Origin of the sequence: Bartonella sp. HY328, assembly GCF_025449335.1 — a bacterium.
GTDB lineage: Bacteria > Pseudomonadota > Alphaproteobacteria > Rhizobiales > Rhizobiaceae > HY038.
On sequence record NZ_CP104883.1, the window covers coordinates 1,286,265 to 1,303,499 of the forward strand.

The following is a 17,235-nucleotide window of genomic DNA, read 5'->3' on the forward strand; positions in this document are numbered from 1 at the left end:
CTAATAGTAAACTGGTTTGTAGGAATTTGCTATTTTTTGTAAAAACTATTCAAAATTTGATGTCGGTGTCAAGATATTTTATAAATCCTTAAAAGGTGGCAATTTCATATGTGAAAGGGTTTTGCTTGGTGTAAATTGCAAAACATCCTAAAGTATTGCAAGAATTAAAGGCTGCTTTAGAGCGTCAACCAAAAACCGGTTTAATTGCATAATGGTCCAAAAAAAACATGCAAATAGTTTAAATATTTGCATGGTTTTTTACATTCTGGCGATAATTTTAACGGCGCGGCAATAGCTTTTGTACTTCCGCTGCGGCATCATCGCGGGCTGTGTCAGCATCAGCCGTGCCACCAACGATGCGGGCAATATTATCAACAATGGCTTGAGTTATGCGCACGCCATTGCTGCCAGGGAATGCATACCACGGTGTCATTAATGGCATTTGTTCAAGTGAAGGCTTGAAAAGCGGATTTTCTTCATAAAATGTGCCAAGATATTCAGGTGATGTGGCTGCAAGTTCATTATTGGGCACATAGCCAGTTCCTGGAACAACGACTGAGGCACCATAAGGACCTGCGGCAAATTTAGCAAATTCCCAAGCAGCTTTTTGCTTTTCAGGATCAGTTGTTAAAATGATAATCGCATTACCACCAGTTGGCAGTTTGGCTTTTTCAGGGTTAAGAACTGGTATTTTTGCGGTTCTTAATTCAAACTTGTCACCAACGCTATTGATTGTGTTGCGTAATGCGGCGCTGCTGTAAAACTGAAAGCCAACTTTACCTGCGGCAAAAGCTTGCAATCCTGCGTCTGCGGTAAATTCTGGCATGCCGCCTTCTTTTACCAAGCGCTCAATAAGGTGAAAGGCTGCTGTGCCTTCTGGACCATTAAAGGCAACCGTCTTTTCGTCTTGTGATAGCATGGTGCCGCCAGCACCAAATAACAGGGCGGAATACATCCAATCATCACCCTGCCAGCGTAAGTTGATGCTAGATACACCATTGCCAAGGGCTTTAATTTTTGCGCCAATACGAATGACGTCATCCCAGTTTTGCGGTGGATTGTCGGGGTTCTCACCAACCGCGCGGAAAAGATCTGCATTATAATACATAATTGGGTTAGACGTTGCAAAAGCAAGACCTACTTGCTTGTCGCCAATTTTTGCAAGATTAAGGATGTTTTCGCTAAAGCCTTGTTTGGCAAGCGTATCTTTTTCGGCGTTTAAATAGGGGGTAAGGTCAACGCCAACATTGCGCTCACTTAGCATTCTTAAACGGTTAAGGGCAACAAAGGTTACATCTGGTTGTTCAGCCGTATTAGCTTGGCGCAAAATCGTCTGGATGCCTTGCTCATAATTATCGGACGGATTAACAAAGCTAATCACAACATTTGGATTTTCTTCCATATATTTTTGTGAGATTTTTGCCATCACGTCTTTAAAAAAGCCCGGCATAGGATAATGGACTTTTAACGTCGTTTGCGAAAAAGCAGCACCGCTAAGTGCAACCGATATGCCGATCGCGGCACATATGGATTTTAAGACTTTTTTCATAAGTACTCTCCGTTATGGTTTTAACCTTTAAGGCCGGTTAGGGTTATTCCCTCAATGAAGCGGCGTTGCGCAAAAAGGAATGCAAGAACAAGGGGAAGGGTGATGATTAATGTTGCTGCCATCAAGACACCGTAATCGCTGCCCGATTCAGCGGCGCGAAAATAAAGTAAGCCCAATGGAGGTGTTGCTTTATTCATGTCGGTTATAACGATTAATGGCCAAAATAGGTCATTCCAATGAGCAACAACAGAAAAGATTGAAAATGCAGTTATTGCAGGCCAAGCATTAGGGACAACAACCCGCGCGATGATGCCAAGTTCTGACATGCCATCAAGTCGCGCGGCGTGTAAAAGGTCGTCGGGTAGAGCTTTAAAAAATTGCGTAAAAAGAAAAATGCCAAATACAGAAATGAAGAACGGTAGCCCCATTGCTGTATAGCTATTTAAAATACTTAAATTGCTAAAAGCGACATAAAGGGGCAGGGCAGTGGCGTGAATAGGCACTAATAATCCCAGCATAACCAGTGCGATCATAAAACGTGCACCGCGAAATTTAAGTTTAGCCATGGCATAAGCACAAGGAATAGCCACCACCACTTGTACAACCAAAATAAGCAAGCAAATAAAAACACCATTTAGCATTATTTGTGCCATAGGAACGCGCGTTAAGGCCTTGCCAATATTATCTAATAATGCCCAATTTTTCGGGATAAGCGACAGAGTAGAAGTAAATATTTCGTCTTGTGGCTTTGCGGCTGTGCTCAACATCCAAATATAAGGCAATAGAAAAATAAATGTGCCAAGAGCCAGAAAACCATTACGAAAGATGCGAAAAATTGACATTATTTTACCTAAAGTCGAAAGGAGAAAAATGGATGGTTGCAATTGGAAATAGTTTTTATCACTGGTAATGAACACGTTTTTCAACAAAGCGATGTTGCAACAACATCATGACGAGTAAAATAGCGATAAATACCATTGTCATGGCAGATGCATAACCAACGCGTAAATAGATGAACCCTTCTTGATAAATGGTCCATAATAAAACCTCAGTCGATTTATTGGGGCCACCTTCAGTTAGGGTTTTTACGGTTTCAAAAACTTTAACCGAGTTGATGATGGAAATGGTTAAAACAAAAATCGTTGTGGGGCCAAGTAATGGCCAAGTTACCAAACGGAATTTGTCAAAGCGTGAACGCACGCCATCAATTTCCGCCGCATCATAAAGGTCTTTAGGAATAGCGGTAAGGCCAGCAAGAAACAACACCATATTAAAGCCAATGGTTTGCCAAATACCAATAATTGCAAGGCTACCAAGAGCACTATTGGCTGAACCAAGCCAATTGGGGCCTGCAATGCCAAATATTGCTAGAAAACCGTTGATTGGGCCAACCGTTGGGTGAAATAGATATTGCCAAACCGTTGCCATTGCAACAATGAGCGAAGCAACAGGCAAAAAATACACAGTCCTAAAAAAAGCTTTGCCCTTATTAAGGCTGTTAATTGCCAAAGCACTTAATAAGCCAAGAATAAGCGATGCTGGGGTAACAATTAAAACATATTTTATGGTATTTTGAAGGGAGATACGAAAGTTTTTGTCATTAAATAATTCAATATAATTGTTAAAGCCAGTGAAGGCAAAATTTGGATAGCCAAGTTCAAAATCCGTGAAGCTTAAAATAGCGATGGCTAATACCGGTAATATAATCAGTAATAGTGCCAAAATAAGTGCAGGTGCCATCAAGGTAAAAGCTAATTTTTCTTCGCGCTTGGCTCGCAATTTGGCAATATTGGGCATTGTCGGCGTGTAAGGCGCTGAAATGCTGGTCTCAGACATTGGATCTTCCCCGGTTCGCTTTGTGTTTGGGCTTAAATAAAGAGCAATGATTTATCGTATCCGCAATCCGTCGGAATCGAAAAACAGCAATTTTTCATCGTCAAAATCAAGATGAATGGGCATGCCGACTTTTAGCGATATCGCTTCCTCTGGCGTGAAACGGGCAATTAATTCATCACATTCATTGGGTAGGTTTATTGCGGCTAAAACTTCATTGCCGATAAATTCAACACGGGCAATATTGCCTTTTATTGGGGATGTATCATCACTTATGCGGATATGTTCGGGACGGATGCCAATTTGCACTTTTTGGCCAGTTGCTAAACGAACATTGGGATTAATGATTTTACCGGCGATGTTGAGCTTAGCATTATCATTATAAAGAGCAGTTATAATATTAATGCGCGGCGATCCGATAAATCGCGCCACCTCGATATGGCTTGGATTATTATATACCTCTGTCGGTGCGGCTATCTGCAATAAATTGCCATGCATCATAACTGCAACTCGGTCTGCCATGCTCAAGGCTTCGGTTTGGTCATGGGTAACATATAATGTCGGCACGCCAGCTTTACGGTGTAAATCTACAATTTCAGCGCGCGTATGTACGCGTAAATTAGCATCAAGATTGGATAGAGGCTCATCCATCAAAAAGGTTTTCGGCCGGCGTACCAATGCACGGGCCAAGGCAACGCGCTGCCTTTGCCCGCCCGACATTTGCCCCGGCTTTCTATTTAAAAATGGGCTAATTTTTAGGCTTTCAGCCGTTTCTGCTACGGCGCGATCAATTTTTTGGCGAGTTGAGCGGTAGCCGGGCATAAAACTGCCAATAATGGGCAAGCGCTGGGTATTGGTTAAATCGCGCATTGCTAAAGGAACAGCTATATTTTGCCCAGCGGTTAAATGCGGGTATAGCGCATAGGATTGAAAGACCATGGCAATATTACGCTCGCTTGGTCGCGCATTGGTCATATCATGCTTTCCAACAATGATTTTGCCACTATCAGCATGTTCAAGACCTGCTGCTATGCGTAATAATGTGCTTTTACCGCAGCCAGATGGGCCGACAAGTGCAATAAATTCGTTTTCGCTGGCCTCGATGGAGACATTTTTCAAAATAACATTATCGCCAAAAGATTTGGATATATTATGTAAAGCAAAAGCGCTCATTATTTTTTATCCCCACTGGTTGAATGCATGGGATAGATTTCACCGATAATGTCATCAATGATGAATTTTTGAAGCCCAGGAATAGATATTGGCGTGCTTGTTACATTGTCTTTTGTAAACTCATGCATAATAGCGCCAAGGCAATTTACACCAGGAAGGGCGGTTTCGTTAAATTCAACGATATAGGATGTTGGTGCCGTCCAAATAAAATCAATACCGTTATAATGGGCTTTATGGCTTTTATGGATGTGGCCACTTGCATGAAGCTTAACCCGATACTGCGCAAATAAATCCAATAGCTCTTGGCGCTTTTTGGGTTCAATTCCCCAATATCCTGTTTCCCCCTCAAAAGGGCTATCCATGAAAATTGGCTTATGGGCAAAAATTGCAATATTTTTATCTTTGCTGGCCTCAAGCGTTTCTTTAAGCCAGTTTTGCTGCGCATTATCACGCGCATCATTAAGTCCGATAAATAGGCTGTTTAAGCCAATAAGCCGCCAGTTATCTATATCATGAAACCAATGGTCTGGACCTACGATATTTTGCCACCGCGCAATACGAATATCATTAACCGGTTGAAATGCGCCATTTAAGTGCCCAACGTCATGATTGCCGGGTATGATTGCAAAAGGAATATTAAGTGAGCGCATGCGTTCAATACCAAATTGCAAATCCTCATCCTTATCCGCGCCGTCAATGCCAAGGTCGCCGGTATGAATGATCATATCAGGCTTGACGTCTAAAATATAATCTTTGACGGGTTGCCAATTGGCATTAAAATGCGGTTTTGTTGGACTCATATGAGTGTCGCTAATTTGCAATATGCGCATAGTTTTCTTTCCTAATATAAAGGAAATATCCTTTAGATTTAAAAGTGAAAAAAAGGCGCAATGCTTTGCAAATTGCTTAAGACCAAAGCCCGCTGACCCTTTTGTCAAATCAATTTAATTCGAAGCTTGGTATGCGGTGTTGATGACAGCAACATTGTATTTTTATTACAATTTGATGAAGCAATGCCTATACATTATTTTTTGCTTATAAAATGCGATTGTTGAAATTTAATGTTTGAAGGATGTATTTTATTGGTAGATTTTTTTAATTTATTACTAAAAAGGCTAAGTTATGAAAATGGATGATGGGTTTATAACCACAAAAGATCTTGACTGGTTTTCATATCTATTGGCTAACCAATTGGAAATAATTCATCTATGCATCATGGAATTTCATGACAAATAACTTAAAAATTGGCTTTTAATCCCCGATTTAATTTATAGCTTTTATAAAAATGTTTGCAAATTTTTGCACCTAGTCGCAATATAGCCACATTTCGAGGAGCCGGACAGATTCTGTCCTTATTGGAGGGTTACCTATGTTATATAGAGCCAAGCCTTTAAGCGCCATGCACAAACTTATTCTTGGTTTGCTGGCAATTATTGGCGCATTTTCTTTAGGCTATATTGCTTTAAATCGTGGCGAAGCGATCAATGCCGTTTGGATTGTTGTTGCGGCAGTTTGTGTTTATCTTATTGCTTATCGCCTTTATGGCATGTTTATTTTGAATAAAGTTTTACAGGCTGATCCCACCCGTATGACGCCAGCTGTGCGCCATAATGATGGGCTTGATTATGTGCCAACTGACAAGAATATATTGTATGGCCACCATTTTGCTGCGATCGCTGGTGCTGGGCCATTAGTTGGGCCAGTTCTTGCCGCGCAAATGGGTTATCTGCCCGGCATGCTTTGGATCTTGGCAGGCTGTGTGCTTGCTGGTGCTGTGCAAGACTTTATGGTTCTTTTCATTTCAACTCGCCGCGATGGTCGCTCACTGGGTGAGCTTGTGCGTGAAGAAATGGGTACAATACCCGGCATCATTGCCCTTGTTGGCTGTTTCATGATTATGCTTATCATTCTCGGCGTTTTGGCTATGGTGGTGGTTAATGCTCTTGATGGTAGTCCTTGGGGTACGTATACGGTTGGCTTTACCATTCCTTTAGCATTGTTTATGGGTGTTTATTTGCGCTATATTCGCCCAGGTCGGGTTGGTGAGGTTTCCATTATTGGCATCGCTTTCCTGATGTTTGCGATTATTTCAGGTGGTTGGTTTGCAGATAGTAGTATCGGGCATTATTTAAGTTTCAATAAGCCAACGCTTGCCAGTATCATTATTTTTTATGGATTTATCGCTGCGGTTTTACCGGTTTGGCTTTTGCTCGCACCGCGTGATTATCTTTCGACCTTTTTAAAAATTGGTACCATTATTGGTCTTGCTATTGGTATCGTTATTTTACGACCAACGCTTGAAATGCCAGCATTGACAGATTTTGCGGCAAAAGGTGGGCCTGTATGGGCTGGGCAGCTTTTCCCATTCTTGTTCATTACCATTGCCTGTGGTGCCGTGTCGGGCTTCCACGCGCTTATTTCATCAGGTACTACGCCTAAGATGCTCGCCAATGAATCACAGGCTTGCTATATTGGCTATGGTGGCATGTTGATGGAATCTTTTGTGGCTATCATGGCTTTGGTGGCTGCTTGTGTCATTAATCCTGGTGTTTATTTTGCTATGAATACCCCCTTAGGCACGTTGGTTCCCAATGGGACGGTTGATGCTTTACAATCTGCATCCCAAGTCATTTCAGCTTGGGGTTTTCATGTTACGCCAGAAATTTTGCAGCAAATCGCAAAAGATGTTGGTGAACCAAGTATTCTTGGCCGTGCTGGCGGTGCGCCAACCTTGGCTGTTGGTATGGCGCATATTTTGCATAATGCTATGTCAGGCTGGCTTGGTATGTCGTTTTGGTACCATTTTGCGATTTTGTTTGAAGCCTTGTTCATATTAACTGCGGTTGATGCAGGCACCCGTTCTGCTCGCTTTATGCTGCAAGATCTTCTTGGTCTTGTGCATCCAGGCTTGCGTAAAACCGATAGCCTACCAGCAAATCTTTTAGCGACATTTATTGTTGTCTTGCTTTGGGGCTATTTTGTTATGGTCGGTGCCCTCGATGAAACAGGTAAAGGCGGCATTTATACATTATGGCCATTATTTGGTATTGCAAACCAGATGCTTGCAGCAATAGCTTTGATGTTGTGCGCTGTGGTCTTGTTTAAGATGAAGCGTCAACGTTTTGCTTGGGTTGCCATTATTCCTGCATGTTGGTTGCTTATTTGCACTATGACTGCTGGCTGGATTAAAATATTTGATGCAAAATTGAGCTTTTTTGTTGCTGCATCAAATGCCGCAAATATGCAGGGCAAAATTAGCAATACAGTGAACGGCGTTTTAACTGCATTCTTTATGTTGGTTGTTATTTCGCTCGCAATCTATTCAATCAAAACGGCAATGGCTGCCCTTAAAAACGATAAGCCCACATCTGCCGAATTGCCTTATGAAAGATTGCCAGACCAATATATTCCTGAAGAATATAGAGATGCAAAGACGGCATAAGACTATGTACTGAAACCAATGTGGTCTGCTCATTTTTAAAATTGGCAGACCATATTAACAATTTAAAAATCAATACCAAGCATTCAATATTGGTGGAGGAAATGCCATGTTTAACAAAATTGCTAAGGCCGGCAAATATATGGGGCAGGCGGCTAAATTAATGATTGGCGTGCCTGACTATGACAATTATGTTCAGCATATGCGACTAACCCATCCAGACCAAACACCAATGACCTATCCAGAGTTTTTTAAAGATAGGCAAGATGCTCGTTTTGGTGGCAAGGGTGGCTTTAAGTGCTGCTAGATTAGGGCGCCGATATTTTGGCTCTACATATATTTGCAAGAGCTTTGTTAAATTTTCCAAATTGTAGTTCTTACGGCATTTTGCTCAATTCTTTAATTTGTATTTTCTTTTATAATCAGTGTGTTGTGTTGATTAATTAACTTATGGTTAAAACTTTATTTAAAGTTATGGTTAAGAAAGCGTTAATTTTTCTAAAGAGTTTACGTTAAGGTTTTGATTTTAAATTATTAAAGGGTTTTCTTATGGTTGTTCCTGTTACTGTTTTATCGGGTTTTTTGGGTACTGGTAAAACAACCTTAATCAATCATTTATTACGCAATGATCAATGGACACCATTTGCGATCATTGAAAATGAATTTGGTGAAACAGGCATTGATGGCATATTGCTTGAAAAGCGCGATAAGCTTGAAATTGTAGAAATGAGTAATGGCTGTGTCTGCTGTAGTGTTCGGGGTGAATTTGCAACTGGCATTAATCAATTGCTTGAAAAGCGCGACAAAGGAATGGTTGATTTTGAACGCATCATAATTGAAACCACTGGACTTGCTGACCCTTCGCCTGTCGTGCAAACTTTTTTTGTTGATGATAATCTGCGCGAAAAAACTATGCTTGATGCCTGCATTGTCCTTGCTGATAGCGAGCATATTGAGCGCCAATTGGATGAGCATAATGTGGCGGTAGCGCAAATTGCCTTTGCCGATCGTATCTTTTTAACCAAAACTGATCGTATTGACAGCGAAAAAAAACAATTAATCTTAAAAAGATTAAGTAAAATCAATAATAAAGCTGACTTTTTTGAAGTGATTAATGGTGCTTGTCCGCAGGAACTTTGGCTCAATGTCAAAGCTTTTGAATTAAGTGATGAACTGCAAATAACTAAGGGAAGTTTTGGCTTTGATGAAGCGCAAAAGCCGCGCTTTAGTGCTTTTTCAGCGCAGGGCGTGCAGCAGCAATCTTGGGGGGATACTATCCAATCGCTCTATTTTGAAATGGAATTTTTCGATATTGACCGTCTCGGCAGCTTTATGGAAAAATTGATTGAAGATTTTGGCAATGATATGCTGCGCTATAAGGGCGTTTTTGCCATTGCTGGTGACGAAAAGCGGCTTATTTTGCAAGGAGTGCATAAGGTAGCGGCGTTTGATTATGGCTCACCTTGGAATGAAGAAAAGGCACTATCAAAATTTATTATTATTGGCCGCGGGCTTGATCAAGATTGGTTGCATGAGCAATTAACGCAATGTCTTGCATGATTATATAAGAGATTATTTTTTGAATTTTCAATAATCTCTTATATTTTAATTGGTTATGCTAATTTATTGATGTTTAAAAAGCCCAATCTTCATCCTGCGTGGCAACTGCTTTACCAATAACATAAGATGAGCCAGAGCCTGAGAAAAAGTCATGGTTTTCATTAGCTGCGGGTGATAGCGCTGATAAAATAGCTGGATTAACGGCACAAATTTCTGCTGGAAATAGAGCATCAAAGCCCAAATTCATGAGCGCCTTATTGGCATTATAATGCAAAAACATTTTCACATCTTCACTTAAGCCAACCGCGTCATAAAGGTCCTCAGTATATTTGCTTTCCACCTCATAAAGGTCGAGCAAAAATGCAATGGTGAAATCTTTAATTTCTTGCTGTTTTTCACTGCTACATTTTTTAAAGGCTTTTTGGAATTTATAGCCGATATAATAGCCATGCACTGCTTCATCACGAATGATAAGGCGGATAAGGTCAGCAGTATTAGTAAGCTTAGCACGGCTTGACCAATACATTGGCAGATAAAAACCAGAATAGAACAAAAAGCTTTCAAGAAAGACCGAGGCGATTTTTTTCTTCAATGGATCATCAGCTTGATAACGCTCAATCACCAGCTTTGCTTTTTCTTGCAAATAGCGATTTTCTTCCGCCCAACGAAATGCTTCATCGACATCAACGGTAAGACAAAGGGTAGAAAAAATCGAAGAATAGGAGCGTGCATGTACCGCCTCCATAAAGGCAATATTGGTAAGAACTGCTTCTTCATGTTGGTTTTCAGCGTCTTCTAAAAGTGATATCGCACCAACGGAATTTTGAACGGTATCAAGTAAAGTAAGACCGGTAAAAACGCGTATGGTCAAAATTTGTTCTTCACGGGTAAGGCTTGCCCAAGAGCCAATATCATTAGAAAGAGGTACTTTTTCTGGCAGCCAAAAATTAACCGTCAAGCGGTTCCAAACCTCAAGGTCTTTTTCATCTTCAACGCGGTTCCAATTAATGGCGCGTACGGGTTTTTCTTTTAAATGGTTCATTTGATGTGCTCCTTAAAGACTGCATGATACGCAGCCTTCAACCTCGGTGCCGCTTAGGGCATCTTGGCGAATGCGGACATAATAAATAGTTTTAATGCCTTTTTTCCATGCATAGATTTGCGCGCGATTAATGTCGCGTGTTGTTGCAGTGTCAGGAAAAAATAGTGTTAGCGATAGGCCTTGATCGACATGGCGAGTGGCCTCAGCATAAGTGTCGATGATTTTTTCAGGGCCAATTTTATAGGCGTCTTCAAAATATTCAAGATTGTCATTGGTCATATAAGGCGCCGGATAATAGACGCGGCCAATTTTGCCTTCTTTACGAATTTCGATTTTTGACACAATAGGGTGAATGGACGAGGTGGCATGATTAATATAGGAAATAGAGCCGGTTGGCGGCACAGCCTGTAAATAGCTGTTATAAAGTCCATATTCGGCAACTCTATCGGCTAATTCACGCCAATCATCTTTTGTGGGAATAGCAATTGAATTTTTTGCAAAGAGCTCAACCACCTTAGAAGTTTTTGGCTGCCATTCTTCATTTATATATTTGGCAAAATAGCTCTTATCGGCATAGGCGGAGTTTTCAAATCCTAAAAAGCTATTGCCATGTTCCTTCGCCAATTTGTTCGAGGCACAAAGCGCATGATAGGTGATGGTGTAAAAATAGATATTGGTAAAATCAAGCGCTTCAGGTGAGCCATAATAAATATGTTCGCGAGCAAGAAAACCATGAAGATTCATTTGCCCAAGACCAATGGCATGGCTTTCACGATTGCCTTTAGCAATTGAGGGGACACATTCCATATTGCTCATTTGTGAAACAGCGGTAAGGGCGCGAATAGCTGTTTCAACCGTATTGCCAAAATTAGGAGAATCCATCGTTTTAGCAATATTGAGCGAACCAAGATTGCAGGAAATATCATTACCAATAGTTTTATAAGAAAGATCGGCATTAAATTCGCTAGCGCTATTTACTTGCAAAATCTCCGAGCAAAGATTGCTCATTGAAATGCGGCCAGCAAGCGGATTAAGTCTATTGGCGGTATCTTCAAATAAGATATAAGGATAGCCTGATTCAAACTGAATTTCTGCAAGCCGTTGAAAAAAATTGCGGGCATTAATACGGGTTTTGCGAATATCAGGATTATCAACAAAGTCTCGATAATGCTTGCTTATTTCAATATCACTCATGCATTTGCCGGTGACACGCTCAACATCATAAGGAGAAAATAGATACATTTCCTCATTTTGGCGGGCAAGCTCAAACGTAATATCAGGAATAATCACCCCTAAGGATAAGGTTTTGATGCGGATTTTCTCATCAGCATTTTCACGCTTAGTGTCAAGAAAAGTTAAAATATCTGGGTGGTGAGCATGTAAATACACCGCACCAGCCCCTTGGCGCGCACCAAGTTGGTTGGCATAGGAAAACGCATCTTCAAGCATTTTCATCACTGGTACAATGCCTGATGACTGGTTTTCAATGTGCTTAATCGGCGCGCCCGCTTCACGCAAATTGGTAAGGCTAAGGGCAACGCCGCCGCCGCGCTTTGATAATTGTAGAGCAGAATTGATCGAACGGCCGATTGATTCCATATTGTCTTCAAGGCGCAACAAAAAGCATGAAACAAGTTCGCCGCGCTGTTGTTTGCCAGCATTTAAAAAAGTTGGAGTGGCAGGTTGGAAGCGACCAGTGATAATTTCATCAACTAATTTTATTGCAAGTTCTTGACTGCCGCGTGCAAGGCTTAATGCAACCATGACAATGCGATCTTCATAGCGTTCTAAATAGCGCGTGCCATCACGTGTTTTTAATGTGTAAGCGGTATAATATTTAAATGCCCCAAGAAAAGTTGGAAAGCGAAATTTATAACCATAAGCGCGTTGGAAAAGGCTTTTTATAAAATCGCTATCATAGGCATCAAGAACACTTTTTTCATAAAAACCTTCTTCGACAAGGTAATCGAGTTTTTCTTCTAAATTATGAAAGAAAACGGTGTTTTGGTTGACATGCTGCAAAAAATACTGCCGCGCTGCCATTTTATCCATTTCAAATTGGATTGCACCATTTTCGTCATAAATATTAAGCATGGCATTTAAGGCATGAAAATCAAGCTGTGTTTCGCTTCGTGCTGATTTTACTTTTTGTGATTTATCCAATTGCGGCTGGTCTAGCATTGGTTTTTTCCAAGATTTTTAAAGTTTTTTAAGATTTCATGAACATTGTCAGCATCTTCTTGCGTGCCGCGCAGTTCAAAACGATAAAGGCAAGGCACATTGCATTTTTGCGCAATAATATCGCCAGCAAGGGCATAGGTATTGCCAAAGTTGCGATTGCCACCAGCAATGACACCGCGAATGCGGTGGCGATTTTCTTCTTCATTTAAAAAATGGATAATGGCTTTGGGGACAGCGCCATTTCCTTCACCGTCAGCATAGGTTGGCAAAACCAAAATATAGTCATCATCTATATGTTTGGCTGGCTCTGTGCGATCAATGCGAAAGGCGGGTAATTGCAAGCGCTCGACAAAAGCATGAGTATTGCCTGTCGAGCTTGAGTAATAAGCAAGCAAAAGCATATTATGCAATTTTTGCAATCATGTCAGGGCGAAAGCCAGCCCAATGATGATCACCTGCAACAACAACGGGAACTTGACGATAGCCCAGCGATTGAACCCGCGAAAACCCATCTTCATTCTCGGTAATATCAATAATATTATAAGCGATGCCCTTAGTATCAAGAACGCGGTAAGTAGCAGTACATTGAGCGCATTGTGGCTTTGAATAGATGGTAACTTGCATGAGATTAGTTCCTTTTGAGGATTATGGCTTTGGTGCTTTATATTGATTTGGTTTAAGCAAAAACGCCGAGCAATAAGGGGTTAGCCTTATGCTGCGTTAAGTGCGTGCTTGTTGTGGAGGATGGTGCGTCAAGATTATTAAAGCAGCATAGACAAATGTTGTTTAATGGGCTCTGGCGCAGTATTTAAATTGAGCTAGAATGGTGGTGCCTTGATGTAACTAACATCAAAAATATTTGGATAAAGCATTATAAACTTCCTTCCCGAAGCCTAAAGGGCATGTGCACGGGTGAGTTTAAAGCATTGGCATAAGCAATATACCAAAACCAAAAGGCCGCAAAGGTGCGCCTATTAAACCTCGCCAGTGCAGACACCCCGTCTGTTGACACTTATTCAAGGCAGGTCTCCTGGCTCACAGCTCAACGCAATTAACGACCTTCCCAAGCGTTGTTTCAATCTCATTTCAGCAATGGTGCTACTTATGATTTTAAAAACTTTGCTCAGTGGCTAAACCGTCATTGCTCCTTGTTCACAGTTGCGGGGGCAGCTTTGGAATAATATCAATAATCAAATATAAGGCATTGATTAATATGACATCTACCAAATTCCCTTTAAATTTGAACAGAATCAAATAACCTTGAATACTAGATATAGTATTCTATTTAATTTTTGCGTCAATATCTATGATTGGATTATAAACAGGCAAACTAGGATTTGGTTAACTCAGCTGTTTAAAGAAAAGCAGCGCGATTGGTTTCTATGGTTTGGGAAATAAAGTTGGCCACTTCATGAATACGGCGAATGCCTTTTAAATTTTCATGATAGGATAACCAATAAGAGCGAATAATTGCTTTTTCTGGTAGCACTACTGCTAAATCAGGATAAGTTCTTGCGATATAGCTATGCAAAATACCAATACCGCCGCCTGCTATAATTGCTTCCAATTGCCCTAAAGTGCTAGATACTTGGAAATTGGAATGCCAATCTTCACTTATCTCATGGCTATAAGCAAGGGCAGGGGTGGAGATGAGATCGTCAACATAATCAATTTTGCGATGATGAACTAATATATCATGGATATTTAACGGATGGCCATGGCGCTTTAAATAATCCTTATGGGCATAAAGGCGCAATTTATAATCGGTAAGCTTTTTGGCAATAAGCCGTCCCTGCGCAGGGCGCTCAACGGTTATCGCAATATCGGCTTCGCGTTGCGATAGGGAAAAATTTCGTGAGACCGGTACTAATTGAAGCGTTAAATCTGGAAATTTTTCAGATAATCGTGGTAGATGCTTGGCAAGGAAAGAAACGCCAAAGCCATCAGGTGCGGCAATGCGAATAGTGCCGCTTAGCTGCACATCTTCGCCGCCAATTTGCGCTTGAGCTTGCAACATTTGCGCTTCAACTTGTTCTGCATGGTGTAAAAGGCGTTCACCTGCATCGGTGAGCTGCGTTCCAGTGGTGCTGCGCGTCACCAATTTGGTGTTTAATTGGTGTTCAAGCGCGGTTAGGCGCCGCGAAATAGTTGTATGATTAACTCCAAGCTGTTTGGCAGCTTTAAGCAACTGATTATTGCGCGCAACGCTTAAAAATATTCTTAAATCATCCCAGTTCATAGGCTTAAATTTGCATATGTTTAACTTATATTCAATGCCATAAAACGCTTCTATAAGCTTATGTACCTATTGCGCATTAAAATACTTTATTGAAATGCTAGTTTGTGTACAAATTGAATTAGACTTAATAAATGCAAAAAAACCGCCAGCTTTTAAAGCGGCGGTTTTATATAAAGTCGATTAATAATGACTAATTCAATGTTTTAGAATCAATAATCATCATTTTTTTCAGGGGCAACCAAGCCCTCAATACCAGCAAGAAGATCGTCTTCAGACATTTGATCAAAGACTATAGGTTGATCTGCAACGTCATCATTAAATAACGAATCACCCAAACCTGCATCATCGTGAGTAAGAAGTGCTGGTGTAACTTCAGGCTCATCAACTTCAACATGCTTTTGCATGGAATGGATAAGATCTTCTTTCAAATCGGCTGGTGACAAGGTTTCATCAGCAATTTCACGCAAGGCAACAACGGGATTTTTATCATTGTCGCGGTCAATAGTGATTTGCGCACCTTGAGAAATCTGACGGGCGCGGTGGCTAGCCAGAAGAATAAGCTCAAAGCGGTTGTCAACCTTATCAATGCAATCTTCAACGGTAACGCGGGCCATAGATGCCCCTTTCATTATATGCGGTTTAATGGATTTGAGGCTTACATAACCAGTTTTTATAAAAAAAACAAGAAAAACCAGCCAAAGAGTTAAAATTCCTAAAGTTCTGTCTTGGCATCACTGCATAACTACACTAAGTTAGCTGCATTGTTCCAGTTATTTTAGCTTTGCATTCAATAAGCAATGCGTATTATATAAAGATGGTTTTAAAAATGTTTGATCCAAGAGAGAAAATTGCTCTTTTTATCGACGGCGCAAATCTATATGCCGCTTCCAAAACTCTCGGTTTTGATATCGACTATCGAAAACTTTTAAAAGCATTTCAAAAGCGCGGCTATCTTTTACGCGCTTATTATTACACTGCTTTGGTTGAAGATCAAGAATACTCCTCGATTCGTCCGCTTATTGATTGGCTGGATTATAATGGATATCGTGTCATTACTAAGGCAGCCAAAGAATTTACTGATGCGGCAGGTCGTCGTAAGGTAAAAGGCAATATGGATATTGAGCTTACCATTGATGCAATGGAGCTTTCGGAAACCGTTGATCATTTTGTTATTTTTTCTGGTGATGGTGATTTTAGATCATTGGTGGAAGCCTTGCAACGCAAAGGCCGTAAGGTGAGTGTTGTCAGTACTCTTTCTACACAACCAGCAATGATTTCGGATGATTTGCGCCGCCAAGCGGATCATTTCATTGATCTTGTTTCGCTAAAAAATGAAGTGGGTAGAGCACCAAGCGATAAGCCTAGTGACGCGCCAGCTTTTTATGAAGAAGACGAAGAAGACGAATATTGATTTTTTCCCGTGAAGTGGCGACGCTTAGCGCCACTTCATAAAATTTTTAATGTTTTTGCGGCTTTTAGCTATTTTTATTATTTTTATTTAAGGGCATAGTTTGCATTGTTGTCAGTCATGAATTTTTCTGTAGCGCAATCATGTCCAGACCCCAGCTATGACTGCTCTTTGTGCCCGCGCCTTCATGAATTTTTAAGTGAATGGCGGCAAATCGAGCCTAATTGGTATAATGGGCCAGTAAAGCCGTTTTGGCCAAAAGGCGGCGGCGAAAATACCAAGCTATTAATTGTTGGCCTAGCTCCAGGTTTGCGAGGGGCGAATCGCACTGGCCGACCATTTACAGGCGATTATGCCGGCGATTTGCTTTATTCCACATTGAAAATGTACGGTTTTGCACAAGGGCAATTTGAAGCACGTATTGATGATAGTTTGCAATTAATTGATTGTGCCATAGCTAATGCGGTGCGCTGTGTTCCACCGCAAAATAAACCAGTGGGCGCAGAAATAAATATGTGTCGGCAATTCTTATCACCATTATTTAACAATCTTCCAAATTTGAAAATTATTGTTCCTCTTGGTGCTATTGCCCATCAATCAACCATCCGAGCACTTAAAAAGCCGGTAAGTCATTATCCGTTTAAGCACGGACTTATGAGCGATGTTGATGGCTTGAAGGTTTTATCAAGCTATCATTGTTCACGCTATAATACCAATACGGGTGTTTTGACCGATGCAATGTTTCATGACATTTTTGAAAAAGCCCGCGCTTATCTTGATACTCAATAAAACGCTGGTCTAATTGATAGGC

At 40.9% G+C, this 17,235-nt stretch carries 16 protein-coding genes and 1 riboswitch; of the genes, 5 read left to right on the forward strand and 11 right to left on the reverse strand.

Annotated features, from left to right (window positions below; translation table 11 throughout):
* Window positions 1-277: 277 nt before the first annotated feature.
* Genes N5852_RS05375 through N5852_RS05395 form a run of 5 tightly spaced genes read right to left on the reverse strand, consistent with a single transcriptional unit; the run spans window position 278 to window position 5,385 of the window.
* Window positions 278-1,549, reverse strand: coding sequence for an ABC transporter substrate-binding protein (locus tag N5852_RS05375; protein WP_262099394.1), 1,272 nt, complete (start codon window positions 1,547-1,549; stop codon window positions 278-280).
* Between the two features lie 20 nt (window positions 1,550-1,569).
* Window positions 1,570-2,391 (reverse strand): carbohydrate ABC transporter permease, encoded by an 822-nt coding sequence (locus tag N5852_RS05380; RefSeq protein ID WP_262099395.1) that lies wholly within the window; start codon window positions 2,389-2,391, stop codon window positions 1,570-1,572.
* 58 nt (window positions 2,392-2,449) lie between these two features.
* A complete protein-coding gene (locus tag N5852_RS05385) occupies window positions 2,450-3,385 on the reverse strand; it encodes a carbohydrate ABC transporter permease (RefSeq protein WP_410004233.1) in 936 nt (311 codons plus the stop codon).
* A 51-nt stretch (window positions 3,386-3,436) separates the two neighbouring features.
* Window positions 3,437-4,555, reverse strand: coding sequence for an ABC transporter ATP-binding protein (locus N5852_RS05390; RefSeq protein ID WP_262099396.1), 1,119 nt, complete (start codon window positions 4,553-4,555; stop codon window positions 3,437-3,439).
* Window positions 4,555-5,385 carry a metallophosphoesterase family protein gene (locus tag N5852_RS05395; RefSeq protein WP_262099397.1) on the reverse strand — a complete coding sequence of 277 codons (831 nt, stop codon included), beginning with the start codon at window positions 5,383-5,385 and terminating at the stop codon, window positions 4,555-4,557. The genes N5852_RS05390 and N5852_RS05395 overlap by 1 nt, the downstream gene beginning before the upstream one ends.
* Before the next feature lie 539 nt (window positions 5,386-5,924).
* Here N5852_RS05395 and N5852_RS05400 point away from each other — a divergent pair.
* The 3 genes from N5852_RS05400 to N5852_RS05410 all read left to right on the forward strand — a co-directional run bounded on the left by N5852_RS05400 (window position 5,925) and on the right by N5852_RS05410 (window position 9,554).
* Window positions 5,925-7,997 carry a carbon starvation CstA family protein gene (locus tag N5852_RS05400; RefSeq protein ID WP_262099398.1) on the forward strand — a complete coding sequence of 691 codons (2,073 nt, stop codon included), beginning with the start codon at window positions 5,925-5,927 and terminating at the stop codon, window positions 7,995-7,997.
* Window positions 7,998-8,103: 106 nt separating this feature from the next.
* Entirely contained in the window at window positions 8,104-8,301 is a 198-nt protein-coding gene (locus N5852_RS05405) for a YbdD/YjiX family protein (RefSeq protein WP_182419026.1), read from the forward strand.
* Between the two features lie 242 nt (window positions 8,302-8,543).
* Window positions 8,544-9,554, forward strand: a complete 1,011-nt coding sequence (locus N5852_RS05410; RefSeq protein ID WP_262099399.1) for a CobW family GTP-binding protein — start codon at window positions 8,544-8,546, stop codon at window positions 9,552-9,554.
* A 73-nt stretch (window positions 9,555-9,627) separates the two neighbouring features.
* Here N5852_RS05410 and nrdF read toward each other — a convergent pair whose 3' ends face one another.
* The 6 genes from nrdF to rpoZ all read right to left on the reverse strand — a co-directional run bounded on the left by nrdF (window position 9,628) and on the right by rpoZ (window position 15,630).
* Window positions 9,628-10,596 carry a class 1b ribonucleoside-diphosphate reductase subunit beta gene (gene nrdF, locus N5852_RS05415; protein WP_262099400.1) on the reverse strand — a complete coding sequence of 323 codons (969 nt, stop codon included), beginning with the start codon at window positions 10,594-10,596 and terminating at the stop codon, window positions 9,628-9,630.
* Between the two features lie 12 nt (window positions 10,597-10,608).
* A complete protein-coding gene (gene nrdE, locus N5852_RS05420; protein WP_262099401.1) occupies window positions 10,609-12,777 on the reverse strand; it encodes a class 1b ribonucleoside-diphosphate reductase subunit alpha in 2,169 nt (722 codons plus the stop codon).
* Entirely contained in the window at window positions 12,771-13,178 is a 408-nt protein-coding gene (gene nrdI / locus N5852_RS05425; protein ID WP_262099699.1) for a class Ib ribonucleoside-diphosphate reductase assembly flavoprotein NrdI, read from the reverse strand. Before nrdI ends, nrdE begins: the two co-directional genes overlap by 7 nt.
* A 1-nt stretch (window position 13,179) precedes the next feature.
* Window positions 13,180-13,401 (reverse strand): glutaredoxin-like protein NrdH, encoded by a 222-nt coding sequence (gene nrdH / locus N5852_RS05430; protein WP_182419031.1) that lies wholly within the window; start codon window positions 13,399-13,401, stop codon window positions 13,180-13,182.
* Between the two features lie 378 nt (window positions 13,402-13,779).
* A riboswitch (cobalamin riboswitch) is annotated at window positions 13,780-14,055 on the reverse strand.
* A 76-nt stretch (window positions 14,056-14,131) separates the two neighbouring features.
* A complete protein-coding gene (locus tag N5852_RS05435; protein ID WP_262099402.1) occupies window positions 14,132-15,016 on the reverse strand; it encodes a LysR family transcriptional regulator in 885 nt (294 codons plus the stop codon).
* Window positions 15,017-15,225: 209 nt separating this feature from the next.
* Window positions 15,226-15,630, reverse strand: a complete 405-nt coding sequence (gene rpoZ, locus N5852_RS05440) for a DNA-directed RNA polymerase subunit omega (RefSeq protein WP_262099403.1) — start codon at window positions 15,628-15,630, stop codon at window positions 15,226-15,228.
* A 212-nt stretch (window positions 15,631-15,842) separates the two neighbouring features.
* Here rpoZ and N5852_RS05445 point away from each other — a divergent pair, with 212 nt between their 5' ends.
* Together N5852_RS05445 and N5852_RS05450 are read left to right on the forward strand one after the other, a co-directional pair.
* A complete protein-coding gene (locus tag N5852_RS05445) occupies window positions 15,843-16,427 on the forward strand; it encodes a LabA-like NYN domain-containing protein (RefSeq protein WP_262099404.1) in 585 nt (194 codons plus the stop codon).
* A 117-nt stretch (window positions 16,428-16,544) separates the two neighbouring features.
* On the forward strand, window positions 16,545-17,213 hold the full coding sequence (locus tag N5852_RS05450) for a uracil-DNA glycosylase (RefSeq protein WP_262099405.1): 669 nt from the start codon (window positions 16,545-16,547) through the stop codon (window positions 17,211-17,213).
* The last annotated feature ends 22 nt before the right edge of the window (window positions 17,214-17,235 follow it).